The 15,110-nt window shown below is 30.9% G+C and carries 19 protein-coding genes; 1 reads left to right on the top strand and 18 read right to left on the bottom strand.

The window, feature by feature from the left end; all coding sequences use genetic code 11:
* Window positions 1–57: 57 nt before the first annotated feature.
* The 15 genes from BLV79_RS00670 to BLV79_RS00600 form a co-directional block, all read right to left on the bottom strand.
* Window positions 58–690, bottom strand: a complete 633-nt coding sequence (locus BLV79_RS00670; protein WP_074715055.1) for a hypothetical protein — start codon at window positions 688–690, stop codon at window positions 58–60.
* A complete protein-coding gene (locus tag BLV79_RS00665) occupies window positions 690–1,382 on the bottom strand; it encodes a polyphosphate polymerase domain-containing protein (RefSeq protein WP_074715053.1) in 693 nt (230 codons plus the stop codon). The genes BLV79_RS00670 and BLV79_RS00665 overlap by 1 nt, the downstream gene beginning before the upstream one ends.
* Before the next feature lie 12 nt (window positions 1,383–1,394).
* The gene (locus BLV79_RS00660; RefSeq protein WP_074715050.1) at window positions 1,395–2,651 is read right to left on the bottom strand and encodes an alginate O-acetyltransferase AlgX-related protein; all 1,257 of its coding nucleotides are present in this window, start codon (window positions 2,649–2,651) and stop codon (window positions 1,395–1,397) included.
* A gap of 29 nt (window positions 2,652–2,680) precedes the next feature.
* Complete coding sequence (locus BLV79_RS00655) at window positions 2,681–4,135, bottom strand: MBOAT family O-acyltransferase (RefSeq protein ID WP_074715047.1); 1,455 nt, start codon at window positions 4,133–4,135, stop codon at window positions 2,681–2,683.
* A gap of 21 nt (window positions 4,136–4,156) precedes the next feature.
* On the bottom strand, window positions 4,157–5,797 hold the full coding sequence (locus tag BLV79_RS00650; protein WP_074715044.1) for a CotH kinase family protein: 1,641 nt from the start codon (window positions 5,795–5,797) through the stop codon (window positions 4,157–4,159).
* A 505-nt stretch (window positions 5,798–6,302) separates the two neighbouring features.
* Window positions 6,303–7,385: a glycoside hydrolase family 5 protein gene (locus tag BLV79_RS00645; protein ID WP_074715042.1), complete on the bottom strand. Its 1,083-nt coding sequence runs from the start codon at window positions 7,383–7,385 to the stop codon at window positions 6,303–6,305.
* Window positions 7,386–7,620: 235 nt separating this feature from the next.
* Entirely contained in the window at window positions 7,621–7,977 is a 357-nt protein-coding gene (locus BLV79_RS00640; protein WP_074715039.1) for a phage scaffolding protein, read from the bottom strand.
* A gap of 498 nt (window positions 7,978–8,475) precedes the next feature.
* The gene (locus tag BLV79_RS00635) at window positions 8,476–8,853 is read right to left on the bottom strand and encodes a hypothetical protein (protein ID WP_074715036.1); all 378 of its coding nucleotides are present in this window, start codon (window positions 8,851–8,853) and stop codon (window positions 8,476–8,478) included.
* Window positions 8,854–8,919: 66 nt separating this feature from the next.
* Window positions 8,920–9,105, bottom strand: coding sequence for a hypothetical protein (locus tag BLV79_RS00630; RefSeq protein WP_074715033.1), 186 nt, complete (start codon window positions 9,103–9,105; stop codon window positions 8,920–8,922).
* 440 nt (window positions 9,106–9,545) lie between these two features.
* A complete protein-coding gene (locus tag BLV79_RS00625; protein ID WP_074715030.1) occupies window positions 9,546–9,911 on the bottom strand; it encodes a hypothetical protein in 366 nt (121 codons plus the stop codon).
* On the bottom strand, window positions 9,899–10,165 hold the full coding sequence (locus BLV79_RS00620; protein ID WP_074715028.1) for a hypothetical protein: 267 nt from the start codon (window positions 10,163–10,165) through the stop codon (window positions 9,899–9,901). The genes BLV79_RS00625 and BLV79_RS00620 overlap by 13 nt, the downstream gene beginning before the upstream one ends.
* A 30-nt stretch (window positions 10,166–10,195) precedes the next feature.
* The gene (locus BLV79_RS00615) at window positions 10,196–10,528 is read right to left on the bottom strand and encodes a hypothetical protein (protein ID WP_074715025.1); all 333 of its coding nucleotides are present in this window, start codon (window positions 10,526–10,528) and stop codon (window positions 10,196–10,198) included.
* Window positions 10,529–10,532: 4 nt separating this feature from the next.
* The gene (locus BLV79_RS00610) at window positions 10,533–10,778 is read right to left on the bottom strand and encodes a hypothetical protein (protein ID WP_074715022.1); all 246 of its coding nucleotides are present in this window, start codon (window positions 10,776–10,778) and stop codon (window positions 10,533–10,535) included.
* Window positions 10,779–11,179: 401 nt separating this feature from the next.
* Window positions 11,180–11,557 (bottom strand): hypothetical protein, encoded by a 378-nt coding sequence (locus tag BLV79_RS00605; RefSeq protein WP_074715019.1) that lies wholly within the window; start codon window positions 11,555–11,557, stop codon window positions 11,180–11,182.
* Window positions 11,545–11,811 carry a hypothetical protein gene (locus BLV79_RS00600; protein WP_074715014.1) on the bottom strand — a complete coding sequence of 89 codons (267 nt, stop codon included), beginning with the start codon at window positions 11,809–11,811 and terminating at the stop codon, window positions 11,545–11,547. The genes BLV79_RS00605 and BLV79_RS00600 overlap by 13 nt, the downstream gene beginning before the upstream one ends.
* 31 nt (window positions 11,812–11,842) lie before the next feature.
* On the opposite strand from BLV79_RS00600, the gene BLV79_RS00595 reads away from it, so the two are divergent.
* The gene (locus BLV79_RS00595) at window positions 11,843–12,316 is read left to right on the top strand and encodes a tyrosine-type recombinase/integrase (RefSeq protein ID WP_074715011.1); all 474 of its coding nucleotides are present in this window, start codon (window positions 11,843–11,845) and stop codon (window positions 12,314–12,316) included.
* A gap of 218 nt (window positions 12,317–12,534) precedes the next feature.
* Here the strand turns inward: BLV79_RS00595 and BLV79_RS00590 are convergent, their stop codons facing one another.
* The 3 genes from BLV79_RS00590 to BLV79_RS00580 all read right to left on the bottom strand — a co-directional run bounded on the left by BLV79_RS00590 (window position 12,535) and on the right by BLV79_RS00580 (window position 15,069).
* Window positions 12,535–13,545, bottom strand: coding sequence for a GGGtGRT protein (locus BLV79_RS00590; protein WP_074715009.1), 1,011 nt, complete (start codon window positions 13,543–13,545; stop codon window positions 12,535–12,537).
* A gap of 19 nt (window positions 13,546–13,564) precedes the next feature.
* Window positions 13,565–14,257 carry an iron-sulfur cluster assembly scaffold protein gene (locus BLV79_RS00585; protein ID WP_074715007.1) on the bottom strand — a complete coding sequence of 231 codons (693 nt, stop codon included), beginning with the start codon at window positions 14,255–14,257 and terminating at the stop codon, window positions 13,565–13,567.
* 137 nt (window positions 14,258–14,394) lie between these two features.
* Window positions 14,395–15,069, bottom strand: a complete 675-nt coding sequence (locus tag BLV79_RS00580) for an LbetaH domain-containing protein (protein WP_074715004.1) — start codon at window positions 15,067–15,069, stop codon at window positions 14,395–14,397.
* Between the last annotated feature and the right edge of the window lie 41 nt (window positions 15,070–15,110).

The following is a 15,110-nucleotide window of genomic DNA, read 5'->3' as shown; positions in this document are numbered from 1 at the left end:
TACTCCCTAATTATAGTCTATAAGTTAAAAATACTTTTCTGACTATAAATCGTATTTTTAAATTGCCATATCATCTTCTTGATAAATACAATTTACTTCTTTTACATTTCCACTTTCATAAAGCTCACCCTTTATTATAGAAGCTTTTTTGAATGGATTTTCAATTTTGGAGTTAATTTCATAAATAATTTCCATTCCAGCACCTTCAGCGGAATTATTATATTTCATTTTTAATACATTTCCGTATTTTTGGGAAATTCTAGCAACTACCGTTTCCTCTAAATCAAATTCTCCTCTAATTACTAAAAGGACTCTATTATAATTTTTCATTGAACCAGTTGCATACATTAATAAAATAATTACTGCGCTTCCAATTCCTAATATCATATATTGATGTGACACTATTGCAAAACCAGAAGAAACTAACCATATAATATACACAATATCTCTATGGTCTTTAAGCGGTCCTCTGAAACGATTAATAGTTACTGAACCAATAACCGCTAGCCCACCAATATCAAAATTAAGGAAAAGCAACATGGTAATTAATATACTGTAAATAACAAATGAGCGTTCCATAGACTCTGAATCAACAGCTCTTGAATGAGTATATTTGTACACTTTTCCAAGAACAATTCCAAAGAAACCAGAAACAATCATTGCTAATACTATTTCTTTATAATCGTTCATTATTCACTGCCTCCTGAATATCTTCGAGCTAAAACATATTTACTTACAGAGGTTTCTAATTTGTCAGATACATTTAGTGCTAGTTTAATATATGATGGTAAAAATCTATTGTACTTCACTTCTAAAACACCTTTATCATCTGGCATTACTTTATAAAAATCTAACGTATCCGAAAAGAAATCAAAATTTCCTTCGTTTGATCTAATTCCTGTATCAAACGTAATTCTAATATTGTTTTCTGGTGCCATTAATGCAATTCTGTCATATTCAATTACACATTTAGGTCTGTATAATTCACTACTCATTATTACATAAAACTCTAATGCTATACTTTCGGTATATTTTAAAAGTACAGAATAATTACCCTTAATCAACTCAATAGCATCTTCTTTTGAAATGGTAAGTGATCTTTTACGTTGCATAGTACCACTTTTTGCCTTAAGCTCTAACTTTGCCTTTTTAGCATCTGTATGATAAATTCTCAAACGAATTTTTTTACGTTCGCTAAGACCAGCCGCTTTTTCATTTAAATCTCTATCCGTATAAGAATCAAAATACAATGATCTGACTAAGTATTTATTAAAGCCGTTAAATGAATCGCCTGAAAGTACTTTTGTTAATTTACTCTTTACTAAAAGTAATTCACTACTAGTCATATAATATTTCTTTTCTTCTCTTAAAACATCTAACATTCATATTCTCCCTTATTTCTTTTTAGAATGTGCTTTATTAACAGTATCCTTTTTTGGATGATCATTCTTGTAGAACTGGAAAAATTTGGGAACAAGATTTACTGTTTCATATGAAATAAATACATAATCATATTTTTTTTCTTTTAGAACGTTTTTGATATAACTATCAGTTGCATATTTACCCCAAACACAATCTATTTTGCTAAATAATGGTATTGTATCTACAATTAATGGAGATGCAGCAGGATCTCTAATCCATAAAACCTTAGGTCCTTTAGGATTATTGTTATTAACAATAGTTTCTGTTGCTTTTATACCGCTCATATAATAGCCAAATAGATTTGATTCATATGGAGAGTCATAAGTCAATTTACCTTCATCTAAAACAGTGTCCTTGTAGTTCCCAGTTTTTCCATTAAAAGTAATATTTCCAGCAAATTTAGGCATGATGGTTTCAAAAGAATCCAATCCACTAGGCACCATTGATTTACCTGTTTTTCGTCCATATGAACCCAATAAAACGTTTTTATGACTCTTAACTTCGTAATTATCAAAATTTCTGTAATATTTATTAGAATCTAGTTTTGCATTATATTTTAAATTTAAATGTGCCACTAATTCTTTAAAGGAAGTAAATGCTGCTGTTCCTGTCCAGTATTCATCTGTTTTATAAAACATCTTATTCATATTCATACCTGAATTCTTCAAGGTGTCTCTAAAATCAATATAATCAATACCGTAACGTCTACTCCAAAGGAATAATTCATCTAATTGCTTATTATAATCATTATATGGCATTCCTTGATAGCCATTAGTCCATGATTCATTGTATTTATTAGGAATACCCATAAGCACAAGTTTTCCCCCACTTTTTTTTACATTATTTTTTAATGTAAGGACCTGTTGCGCGTATCTTCTATAATTATGACTTTCAACATTTACCCAAAAGTTTAAAGGGTGTAATGCCCCATTTTTATCTAAAGCATACGAGAATCCATCTATTTCTTTCTTACCAATTAAATGATTAACGCTTGCATATGTTTCAAACCACTTCTGTCTTTTATAAAATGATTTTTCTATACTATTGTCAACATTTTTTCCTATATCATTTTCTGCATGAGTGTTTTGCACTTTGTTAAATACTTTTAAATGTTCTATTCTCTTTATAGCAGGTTTTGTTGTAAAAAATGCTAAAATACAAATTCCAACAAAAAATACTATGCAATAGATATATTTTTCAATATTTTGTATTCTATCTGCAATTTTCATTTTGCTTTTATCCTCCCATTAAAAATTTGTTATCCAAGTCTCGCAAAAATAAACGGATTGACCTTACCTCTTGTTAAAGTTGAAATAACAAGCACCATGCCTAACATTAATAAAATCATACTAAAAACTTTATATAAAATAATAGCTATAACACTATCTGTTTTTTCAACTTTGTCTTTGATAATAGAAGCGACAGGTGTTGCAAAAATAAATGCAGGAATAAAAAACATATAATATTCTTTTATAATCATTATAGGAGTATTACTTATAAATGGATTTTTATTAGCCAAAAACATATTTAAAAAATATTCTCTTGCTGTAGCCAAACTACCCGATCTATAAATAACTCCCAATAATATACATAAAACATCAACGTATATTATTTTAATAAACTTCGAAATTTTCCATTCTTCAAAATTTACAACTTTCTCAATAACGATTAGTATTGCATTAAATAATGCCCATGCAATAAATGTAAATGACTCTCCATGCCATAAACCAATTAAAAACCATGTTGTAAAAATACTTTTTACTATAACATCTGCATTTTTGGGTTTATCTCCGCATAATGGTATAAAAACATAATCTTTAAACCATTCACCAAGAGATATGTACCATCTTTTCCAAAAATCATTAAATGATTTAGCGACTAATGGATAGTTAAAGTTTTCTTTAATGTCAAACCCAAACATTTTTCCTAAGCCTATAGCCATATCTGAGTATCCTGAAAAGTCATAATATACTTGAAGAATAAAACTAATTGCTCCAATCCAAGCCATTGTGCTTGAAACACTATATAACCCTCTACCTGTTTGGGTTAATCTGTATATATTATCAACAATTATGCTAATATGATCAGCAATCAGTACTTTTTTTATTAAACCAATAGAAAATCTCCATGTTCCTTCGGCTAAATTAGATTTTTTGAAATTTCTATTTTTCAGAAATTCTTCTACATCTTTATATTTTATAATTGGTCCCGCAAAAATTTGTGGAAAAAAAGCAGTATATAATCCAAAATTTATTGGATTATGCTGAACTGTTCCATCATTTCTATAAACATCTACCAAATATGAAATATTTCGAAGAGTGCAGAAAGAAATTCCTATTGGAATAACAAAATTAAATACTGTTCCAAAATTATGATGAGATAATGTATTAACCTGTGAAATAATTAAATCTAAATATTTAAAAGTTCCAAGAATTAATAGGTTAAACATTATTCCAAGTATCAAAAAAGCTTTTGCTTTTTTCTTGTCTGCATCGTTTATGTTATACCTATCAATCACTAATCCAAATACGAAGTTGATTACAATTGAAACTAAAAACAGAACAAAATATTTTGGCTCGCCCCATGCATAAAATGCAAAACTCACTAATAAAAGCCACAAATTCTGTAATTTAATTGAAAAACCAAGCATTATATAAATTAGTAACGAAATAGGTAAAAAATATAATAAAAAGGTTAAACTTGAAAAATTCATTTTGTACCACCTTAAATTTTTTTACACATATAATTCTTTTCTGCGAATCATAACAATTCCAGTAAAGAAAATGATTACAACTGCTACAACCTTATATGATCCCTCAGATACACTTGTATCAATTGTACCAGTTTCTAAACCTTCAAGACCTTTTCCCATATATTTTTCTTTTATATGAAAATAATCCTTAAGTCTTTGTACTTCTTCTTTCCATGTGTTTCTATGTCTATCAACAATGTAACCTTCTGAGTCCTTTTGGGCTTTCATTCTACTATTTTTTCCATAAACACTTTGCCATCTGCTCCAATCACGTTTCCCTGCGTTTCCAATAAATTTATAGACACTATCTATATAATTATCTAAACTTTTCACAGAAAAAATACCAGATTTCATCATTGCATATCGATCTTCTAGTAATGAAACATATTTTTCGGATTTAACTAAACGATCAAACCATGGATGATTTTGGAAAGAAACATTTTCTGGGTTATTTAATGCATGTGGATAGTTATCCATTGCTCCATCATAATCCCATAATGGTCCCATTTTTAATTTGCCATTTTTCTCTTTATACATATATGTTGAATTATTACCCGCGTCATAATTACCAAACAACTCATTAAATAAGAAATAATCTGTAAATGCTTGTTCATCTAAATAATTATTCCAGGTTGAAAACTCATTTACATCGTCCGAATAGACAACTCTATCTATTTTATCAATATCATTTTGTATATACTCAAATGCTTTCTTTTTGAGTTTTTTCCTTTTAGGATACATTACTGTAAGTCGACCATATGTAAGTCGCTTTTGATTTCCATATGTATCTAACTGCAAATCATCTTTATTTATTCTGTCTCGACCTAATAAATAACTAACAACTTTATCCTTTTTAGGTTTATATTTAGAAATGTCTACTCTATCTTTAGATTGTTTTATCTTCTCCATCATTAAATACAATCCTTGATATTTATAGCCATTATCATCTTTAAAAACTACCTCACAATACTTACAATCTGGTGTAAACGGAAACATTGAACTTCCAAGATTATATGACATATAATTTCTAATCAAAGACATGTCTATCATTGAAATGTTTAAAATCCATTCGTTATCTGCTCCCATTCCGAGGCAGTTAACGTTTCTTTTTTTGCCGTTCTCATCAAGTAATTTTATTCCAAACTGCTTTTTCTTGTACTTGATTGAAGAATTACCTCTATACTTTATTTTCATTTTAGAAACTTCCGTAGGTTCATCTGCCAACGAATTATGGTAATCTTTATTATCAATTATGGAAATATTACCCTCTACATATGGGTCTTGTTTGGTTTTGGTAATGACTACATCTTCATTCCCATCCTTATCAACTACCTTTTTAAAACTTTTAGTTACTGGTATTTCTTTTTTACCAATATCAATAACTATAAGAGGTAGATGACTTTCAAAATTCTTATCTATTTTGTAATCTTTTGGAATAGTTGTTGGTCCAAGATTTGGATTAGCTCCGTTTTTCATTGCTTCAATATGTTGCTGCTTACGAGTTACCTGCAGCTGATCACTTTGCTCTGAAGGAGTAATCAAATCTTCAATTCTTTCCGAAAAGAACATTCCAATAAGAACCGTGCATATAAGCACTAAACAAATATTCTTTTTTAACTTCATAATTTCCCCTTACTTGTATTTAGTATGTATAAAAAAATCGACTTAAAAAGTTTCAAACTAATTATAGTCGATGAAAATATAACTACGCCTATGAGCGTACTTTATATAATTGTAAAATATCCCCATGCTATACATAACTCTATATCCCATTTTATAATTGTAAAATTGGTAACAAATCTTACAACATGCAAAATTATATCATATATTTTTTATATTGCTATATGTTTTTACTAAAATCCATGTTTTTAACAAAAAAATCACTCATATAAGAGTGATTTTTTGTTATAATTACCGTCAGTATTTGTCTATACTGGAAATTATCATTTAATTCTTCTTGTGCAATTCATTGACTAATAGAAAATGTTTTTTTAATTTCCGTAGTTTCTAGCGAAAATTTATTCTTTACTTAAAAAAGAATCTTTTTCGAAAAATTACCAATTTGTCATTTCATCGCAATATAGTAGTCAATTTGTTGCATGTTTTCATGAGAATTCACGTTTTAATCCTATTTTGTTAATATATCAATTACTTTCTTGTTTTTAACTTCTCCTGTTGTTCTATCAAATAATCCATATTCACTTCCATTATCCCACCAAAACAAAACTACTCCATTTTCTAGTGCTTTTTCTCGATACTTTTTCACAAGTGACAAACCTTTTGAACTTGTTATATCATTTTTTACACCAAATTCATCCATAATTACTGGAACATTATACTTCTTGCTGTATTTTCCTAATCTGTTCATTATTTTTGCTATTGTATCAATATCTGTTTTATAACAATGAACCGACATTATAAGATGATTTTTCTGAGTATCTTCGTATTCATAATTTAGTATCTGCCTTATTTCCTCTTCATCAGAGCTTGCGGCATATGTTGGTAAAACAAAATAACGTGTAGCATTTTTTCCACCAGTTGCACGTACAGTTTTTATAAATTCATTATGAAGTTTTGCTGTAACACCAAAATTTTGTTTATAACTCCAGGCCCAGTTTTTTTCCCTGTCCATTATTTCGTTCGTTGATTCAAAAAGTAGTCTGCTACCCTCGTTTTTGAAATATTTAGCAATCTGAGACCATAAATTCATTAAATTATTTTTATCAATGTCATATGTAACCTCATCTGAATAAATCCATCTATATTTATCACTTAGCCCTGCATCATGATGCACATTGATTATTACATATAATTTTTCAGCTAAGGCATAATTTACAACTTCTTTAACCCTTGCTAACCATCTCGTATCAATTTTACCATTTGAATCAAGATGATTGTAGTAAGTTACAGGAATTCGAATTGATGAAAAACCATTTTTTTTAACAGAATGAATAAGCTTTTTTGTGACTTTTGGATTTCCCCACAGTGTTTCTGTATCTAATTTATAGCCTTGATTCTTTGAAACAGCATCTAAACTATTTCCAAGATTCCAACCTACTTTTAACTTGCTTACTAATTCTGAAGCACCTGTATCAACTGCTTGTGAGGTACCCTTTGTTGCAAAAATACAATCAAATTTCACTAATAACACTAAAATAGAAACTAATATGAGAAACGCTAATCCCTGTCTTATAATACCCACTCTCTTCATAGGCCAATGTCCTCCTTTTTCCTGTTCAAAATTAATTTAGAACCTTTAAAAAATATTGTCCTGTAAAGTTAATAAATGATATAAGTTTATTATATCATTACTTGTAGATAAGAAAAATACTTTAATACAAAAAAAGACGCTACGTGTAATATATCATCACACATAACGCCTCTTGTGCATGGAATAAAGAATCACTCTTTATCCCATTTTATTATATTAAAAAAGAATTACTAATTCATAAGTAGTCAATATCTGTAGTTTTTGCTTTTGATGAAACTAATGCCATCTTAATCGCACTTTCTTTTTTAGCTTCTGCTAATGCTTGAGTTTGAACATTTACTGTTGCTTCATATTCTTTCACTTTTTTCTGAAGTTCTGCTAACTCTTTATCAGTAACAGTTGTATTGCTTGTGTCATCATCTCCAGTAGGCTTGTTAGCTAGTGCATTGTATTTTTCTTTAAGCTTTGAATATCTGATATCTAGATTTTCTTCGCCAGCTGTAAAGATTTTGTTCTGTTTCATCTCTCCAACTACTTTTTGGATCTGTTCATCTGTAAGGCCTTGCGATTTCAAAATTTCTTCTAAAGACATTTTTATCATTTCCTTTCGTTTGTTTTTTACAACCACACTTGGTTGATTCTACTTGGGTAATTTTTAACGTGTTTACCACACGAAAAAAAGACTAGCATGGATTCGAACCATAATCTTTAACAGATTGATATCCAATATATCACTAGCCTTACATTTGTTTAAAAGAGAATTTCAAAAAAATAAGGCCAATATCTACTGATATCAGCCTTATCATGGAAGAAATAGGAAAAGTCTCACCACTCTAGTCACTTACAAAAACTAGAAAGTGAGGGAAAATGAGTAAAAAAACAATGTTCCTAGCAAAAATATTTATCTATTAATAATTACAGAGGAGACTATTCAACATTTAATATGACAACATCATGGATTAAAACTTGGAAAAAACAATCAAAAACCACTAGCAGACACTAGTGGCAGAAGTATTATTTCCTAGGAGTCATTATTCTTTTACACAATATATTTTATCATCTTGGGGTTATTCACTGCAAGTGGGAATCTTTAATCTTCCCAATAGCTTGGGTCTTCTTGATCTGCTTCACTAATCAATCCACCAAACACATACTTCTTCATGAATTCTCGTAATGTTACCACGTCTCCTTCATAACTGAAAGTAAAGTTAGGCAAACAGTCCAGCTCATCTATGTATGGCTCTAAATTTGAATAATCAACAATTTCCATCCATTCTGGAACATCATAAAAATGTTCATCCTTTGTTTCTAAGTGCACATCATATTCATTTGAATGTGGATTTTCAAAATAATCTGTCCAACATGTAGAACCATATGTTACGTTTGGAAATTCAATTGTAATAGAATCTTCGGTTGTCTCCAAGTCATCATATCCAAAATATACTTCTTTTCTTGTTATTTCTTCCATATAAATCTTCCGCCTTCTTTTAACTTTTTAATTTTATCCTTTTTCATATGATATGCAGTTATTATATCATTTCTTGCAAAAATGCACAATTTCTTTTGAGTCTTTCTGATTTAGATAATCTGTAAAATAACATCTAGATACTGCCCCATGTCTATCTTTAGTTGAATAAATTTCCTTAGGATTCTCTATTCCATCTATTATTTCATCTACATACTTTTCACTTAAACCAGTCTTCGCAAAATGTTTAGGCAAATGTACATATCTATCTTGCCTATTGTAGATTGTTTTTCCTAATGGGTCTTTAACACCCTTTGCAAATTCTTTATCGAAATAATCTTTCCATTGTTCAACCTCTTCATTTGTTTAAAAGAGAATTTCAAAAAAATAAGGCCAATATCTATTGATATCAGCCTTATAAGGAAGAAATAGGAAAAGTCTCACCAATCTAGTCACTTAGAAAAACTAGAAAGTGAGGGAAAATGAGTTAAAAAACAATGTTCCTAGCAAAAATATTTATCTATTAATAATTACAGAGGAGACTATTCAACATTTAATGTGACAACATCATGGCTTAAAATTTGGGAAAAACCACTAGCAGGCACTAGTGGCAGAAGTATTATTTTCAAGTAGTCATTATTCTTTTACACAATATCTTTTATCATCTTGGGGTTATTCACTGCAAGGGGGAATCTTTAATCTTCCCAATAACTTGGGTCTTCTTGATCTGCTTCACTAATCAATCCACCAAACACATACTTCTTCATGAATTCTCGTAGTGTTACCACGTCTCCTTCATAGCTGAAAGTAAAGTTAGGTAAGCAGTCCGGCTCATCTATGTATGGTTCTAAATTTGAATAATCAACAATTTCTAACCATGATGGGGGGAAAGGATGATTAGTTGTCATTTCATAATTCACATCATATTCTTGTTGATGCTTATGGTCATAACTTTTCCACCCCATTCCTGAAACGTTTGGAAATTCAATTGTAATAGAATCTTCGGTTGTCTCCAAGTCATCATATCCAAACCATACTTCTTTTCTTGTTATTTCTTCCATATAAATCTTCCACCCTTCTGTAGTCTCTTTATCTTTGATTTATCCATATGATATGCAGTTATTATATCATTTCTTGCGAAAATACACAATTTTTCTTTTGAGTCTTTCGGATTTAGATAATCTGTAAAATAACATCTAGATACTGCCCCATGTCTATCTTTAGTTGAATAAATCTCCTTAGGGTTCTCTATTCCATCTATTACCTCATCTATATACTTTTCACTTAAACCAGTCTCCGCAAAATGTTTAGCCAAATGTACATATCTATCTTTGCCTATTGTAGATTATTTTCCATAGCGGGTCTTTAACACCCTTTGCAAATTCTTTATCGAAATAATCTTTCCACTGTTCAACCTCTTCATATGAGTAACCATATTTTTGTATGTTCTTTTTAAGAGTTTTTTAACTTTACTTTTGGATATATACGTGTCATTCTTCCTAGCAAACATCTGCAAATCTAGTTTCAGTGCTGCAACATTATATTTTTTTCTAAACTCTTCAAAACTCTTTGTTTTGTCTAATTCCAAATACTCTGCGCGTTCTTTTAATGTTTGAAGTTCATCCCATTCTAGTGCCCATCTTGCCCTTTGGAGCAAAGCACAACGACAATTACACACATTTTTAGCACTTCCACCTATTTTTCTGAAGTTCTGCTAAATCTTTATTAACAACAGTTGTATTGCTTGTGTCATCATCTCTAGTAGGCTTGTTAGCTAGTGCATTGTATTTCTCTTTAAGCTTTGAATATCTGATATCTAGATTTTCTTCGCCAGCTGTAAAGATTTTGTTCTTTTTCATCTCTCCAACTACTTTTTGAATCTGTTCATCTGTAAGGCCTTGTGATTTTAAGATTTCTTCTAAAGACATTTATTTCATTTCCTTTCGTTTGTTTTTTACAACCACACTTGGTTGATTCTACTTGGGTAATTTTTAACGTGTTTACCACACGAAAAAAAGACTAGCATGGATTCGAACCATAATCTTTAACAGATTGATATCCAATATATCACTAGCCTTACATTTGTTTAAAAGAGAATTTTAAAAAAATAAGGCCAATATCTACTGATATCAGCCTTATAAGGAAGAAATAGGAAAAGTATCACCACTCTAGTCACTTAGAAAAACTAGAAAGTGAGGGAAAATGAGTTAAAAAACAATCAAAAACCACTAGCAGGCACCAGTGGCAGAAGTATTATTTTCAAGGAGTCATTATTCTTTTACACAATATCTTTTATCATCTTGGGGTTATTCACTGCAAGTGGGAATCTTTAATCTTCCCAATAACTTGGGTCTTCTTGATCTGCTTCACTAATCAATCCACCAAACACATACTTCTTCATGAATTCTCGTAATGTTACCACGTCTCCTTCATAACTGAAAGTAAAGTTAGGCAAACAGTCCGGCTCATCTATGTATGGCTCTAATCCTGGATAATCTACAATTTCCATCCATGAAGGCAACCCTTTAAAATGTTCATCTTCCGTTTGCATATTTACTTCATATTCATCCATATGTTTATTCTCTTCATATTCACACCAACTGCTTTTTCTAAGATACACATTTGGGAATTCAATTGTAATAGAATCTTCGCATGATTCTCTGTCATCATATCCAAAAAATACTTCTTTTCTTGTTATTTTTTCCATATAAATCTTCCACCCTTCTGTAGTCTCTTTATCTTTGAATTATCCATATGATATGCAGTTATTATATCATTTCTTGCAAAAATGCACAATTTCTTTTGAGGATTTGTTTGGTCAATGTAATCTGTAAAATAGCATCTTGATATAGCACCATTTATATCCTTTGTAGAATAAATTTCCTTAGGATTCTCTATTCCATCTATTATTTCATCTACATACTTTTCACTTAAGCCAGTCTCAGCAAAATGTTTAGCCAAATGTACATATCTATCTTTGCCTTTTGTAGATATGATATTAATTGGAATATATACTGGGTTTAGGCCCCAAGAATTAGCAACCTTGAAGGCAGACAACATACATATAAATGAGCGATATATTATAGGCGGTAATAAAACAACTGCTGGGAAAAATAGAATTGTACCAATTCACCACAGCATACTCCCTCTCGTAAGAGAATCTCTTAATAAATCTAAAGAAATCAATTCATATACACTATTCTTTGACACATCAAGCCAAACAGGTCAAACAATGAATTATGACAAATATAAACATAGGTTTGATAAAATTATGAACTCTTTAGAAATGAAACACCGACCACACGACACAAGGCATACTTTCATTACTCTTGCAAAACATTATAAGATAGATGAATATGTTCTAAAAAGAATCGTTGGCCATGCAATAACGGATGTTACTGAAAATACTTATACACACCGTAACATTTCTGATTTGATAAATGAAATAGAAAAAATCAAATTCTAAGCAGAAACAACTAAGTATATTTTTTATCACTTGATATTTTTTCTTAATTTAATGTAATTGTAAGTTACCTGCTTGTTACTTGCCTGCTACTTACTTTTTATAATCTAATGATTACAAAAAAAGACACCATGCACGGCATATACCATACATGGTGTCTCGTGCACTAAAAGCCTACTTAACTTTCAGTGCAATATATTTTAAAGAATATTTCTAACTAATTAGAATCTTCCTTCTTTAGCAGCTTCTTCTACTGATACAGCTACAGCTACTGTCATACCAACCATTGGGTTGTTACCAGCACCGATAAGACCCATCATTTCAACGTGAGCTGGAACTGATGAAGATCCTGCGAACTGTGCATCAGAGTGCATACGTCCTAATGTATCTGTCATACCGTATGAAGCTGGACCAGCTGCCATGTTATCTGGGTGAAGTGTACGACCTGTACCACCACCTGAAGCAACTGAGAAGTATTTTTTACCCTGCTCGATACATTCTTTTTTGTATGTACCAGCTACTGGATGTTGGAAACGTGTTGGGTTTGTTGAGTTACCTGTGATAGATACACCAACTTTTTCATGATGCATGATAGCAACACCTTCCTGAACATCATCAGCACCATAACATTTAACTGAAGCACGAAGTCCAGTAGAATATGGAGTTTCAGAGATGATGTTTAATTCATTTGCTTTGTAATCAAATTTTGTTTCAACGAATGTAAATCCGTTAATACGTGAAATAATTTGAGCAGCATCTTTTCCTAAACCGTTTAAGATAACTCTTAATGGTTTTTTACGTACTTTGTTAGCTTTTTCAGCGATACCGATAGCACCTTCAGCAGCTGCGAAAGATTCGTGACCTGCTAAGAATGCGAAACATTCTGTTTCTTCTTCAAGAAGCATTTTTCCAAGGTTACCATGTCCAAGACCTACTTTACGGTGATCAGCAACTGATCCTGGAATACAGAATGACTGTAATCCTTCTCCGATTGCAGCAGCAGCGTCTGCAGCACGTTTACAACCTTTTTTAATAGCTATAGCAGCACCAACTGTATAAGCCCATTTAGCGTTTTCAAAGCAGATACCCTGAATGCCTTCTACCATGTGATATACATCAAGACCTGCATCCTTTGTAATCTTTTCTGCTTCTTGGATATCTTTAATACCATATTTATTTAAAGCGGCAGTAATTTGGTTAATTCTTGCCTCGTAATTTTCGAATAATGCCATTATACTTCTCTCCTTTCTATTACTCTACTCGTGGGTCGATAAATTTAACTGCATCGTCAATACGACCATACTGACCTTTAGCTTTTTCCCAAGCAGTGTTAGGATCATCACCTTTTTTGATGAAATCTGTCATTTTTCCAAGAGAAACGTATTTGTAACCAATTACTTCGTTATTTTCGTCAATAGCTAAATCTGTTACATAACCTTCTGTCATTTCAAGGTAACGAACACCTTTTTCTTTAGTTCCGTACATTGTACCAACTTGAGAACGTAATCCTTTACCTAAATCCTCAAGACCTGCACCAACTGCAAGACCATCATCAGAGAATGCACTCTGTGTACGACCGTAAACGATCTGTAAGAATAATTCTCTCATTGCTGTATTGATAGCATCACAAACAAGGTCTGTGTTTAATGCTTCAAGAATTGTTTTTCCTTGTAAAATTTCAGCTGCCATAGCTGCTGAGTGAGTCATACCTGAACATCCGATTGTTTCAACTAATGCTTCTTCGATGATACCTTCTTTAACATTTAATGTTAATTTACAAGCACCCTGCTGTGGAGCACACCAGCCCACACCATGTGTAAATCCTGAAATATCTTCAATTTTTTTTGAGTGAACCCATTTGCCCTCTTCTGGGATAGGAGCTGGTTCGTGTTTTGCGCCCTTAGCTATAGGACACATGTTTTGTACTTCTTTAGTGTAAATCATTTTAAGACTCCTTTCGCTTAAAAAATTTGTATAATGTTAAATGTAAAAAACATTGTTACCAATTTAACACACGCCATTTATTTTCTCACAAAATCATCAATTAGTCTAGTGTTTTTCATGAATTTTTCAAAAAAATTTTATCTTTTTTTTATAACGTGCTCTTTATCTTTGAAAATTGAATTATTTGGAATTACTCCTCTTACGCTAGAAGTAGGATAAACACTACAATTCTTACCAAGAACAGTTCCTGGATTTAAAACAGAATTGCATCCGACCTCTACGTGATCACCAAGCATTGCTCCAAATTTCTTTAAACCTGTTTCAATTTCTTCTTTTGTGTCATAAGAATCTTTTACTACAACTAATGTTTTATCTGATTTCACATTAGATGTAATTGAACCTGCACCCATGTGAGATTTATAACCTAATATTGAGTCTCCAACATAGTTGTAATGTGGTACTTGAACATTGTTGAATATAACAACATTTTTTAATTCTGTTGAATTACCAATTACTGAATTTTTTCCAACAATTGCATTACCTCTGATGAATGCACAATGACGGATTTCAGCACCTTCATCAATGATTAATGGACCATTAAGATAGGCTGATGGAGCAACAGTTGCAGATTTTGCAACCCAAATATTTTCTCCTCTTTTTTCAAATTTATCTAAATCTAAAGTATTACCTAACTTAATTATAAATTCGCTAATCAATGGTAACACTTCCCAAGGATATTGTTTTCCTTCGAATAAATCTTTTGCAATAGTTTGATCTAAACTATATAAATTTGCAATTTTTGCATTATTCATCTATTTTTCCTTCTTTCTATAACAGAGTAATTATTTTAATA

This window comes from Lachnobacterium bovis DSM 14045 (assembly GCF_900107245.1).
In the GTDB taxonomy this organism is placed as follows: Bacteria; Bacillota; Clostridia; order Lachnospirales; family Lachnospiraceae; genus Roseburia; species Roseburia bovis.
This window is presented reverse-complemented; position numbering and strand designations above follow the sequence as displayed.

Bases quoted from the DNA above. Each gene is read 5' to 3' on its own strand.
- BLV79_RS00660 (WP_074715050.1), bottom strand. From the start codon at position 2,651: ATGAAAATTGCAGATAGAATACAAAATATTGAAAAATATATCTATTGC.
- BLV79_RS00655 (WP_074715047.1), bottom strand. From the start codon at position 4,135: ATGAATTTTTCAAGTTTAACCTTTTTATTATATTTTTTACCTATTTCG.
- BLV79_RS00650 (WP_074715044.1), bottom strand. From the start codon at position 5,797: ATGAAGTTAAAAAAGAATATTTGTTTAGTGCTTATATGCACGGTTCTT.
- BLV79_RS00640 (WP_074715039.1), bottom strand. From the start codon at position 7,977: ATGTCTTTAGAAGAAATTTTGAAATCGCAAGGCCTTACAGATGAACAG.
- BLV79_RS00605 (WP_074715019.1), bottom strand. From the start codon at position 11,557: ATGGAAAAAATAACAAGAAAAGAAGTATTTTTTGGATATGATGACAGA.
- BLV79_RS00580 (WP_074715004.1), bottom strand. From the start codon at position 15,069: ATGAATAATGCAAAAATTGCAAATTTATATAGTTTAGATCAAACTATT.
- BLV79_RS00625 (WP_074715030.1), bottom strand. From the start codon at position 9,911: ATGGAAGAAATAACAAGAAAAGAAGTATGGTTTGGATATGATGACTTG.
- BLV79_RS00645 (WP_074715042.1), bottom strand. From the start codon at position 7,385: ATGAAGAGAGTGGGTATTATAAGACAGGGATTAGCGTTTCTCATATTA.
- BLV79_RS00670 (WP_074715055.1), bottom strand. From the start codon at position 690: ATGAACGATTATAAAGAAATAGTATTAGCAATGATTGTTTCTGGTTTC.
- BLV79_RS00590 (WP_074715009.1), bottom strand. From the start codon at position 13,545: ATGGCATTATTCGAAAATTACGAGGCAAGAATTAACCAAATTACTGCC.
- BLV79_RS00610 (WP_074715022.1), bottom strand. From the start codon at position 10,778: ATGTCTTTAGAAGAAATCTTAAAATCACAAGGCCTTACAGATGAACAG.
- BLV79_RS00665 (WP_074715053.1), bottom strand. From the start codon at position 1,382: ATGTTAGATGTTTTAAGAGAAGAAAAGAAATATTATATGACTAGTAGT.
- BLV79_RS00595 (WP_074715011.1), top strand. From the start codon at position 11,843: ATGATATTAATTGGAATATATACTGGGTTTAGGCCCCAAGAATTAGCA.
- BLV79_RS00635 (WP_074715036.1), bottom strand. From the start codon at position 8,853: ATGGAAGAAATAACAAGAAAAGAAGTATATTTTGGATATGATGACTTG.
- BLV79_RS00585 (WP_074715007.1), bottom strand. From the start codon at position 14,257: ATGATTTACACTAAAGAAGTACAAAACATGTGTCCTATAGCTAAGGGC.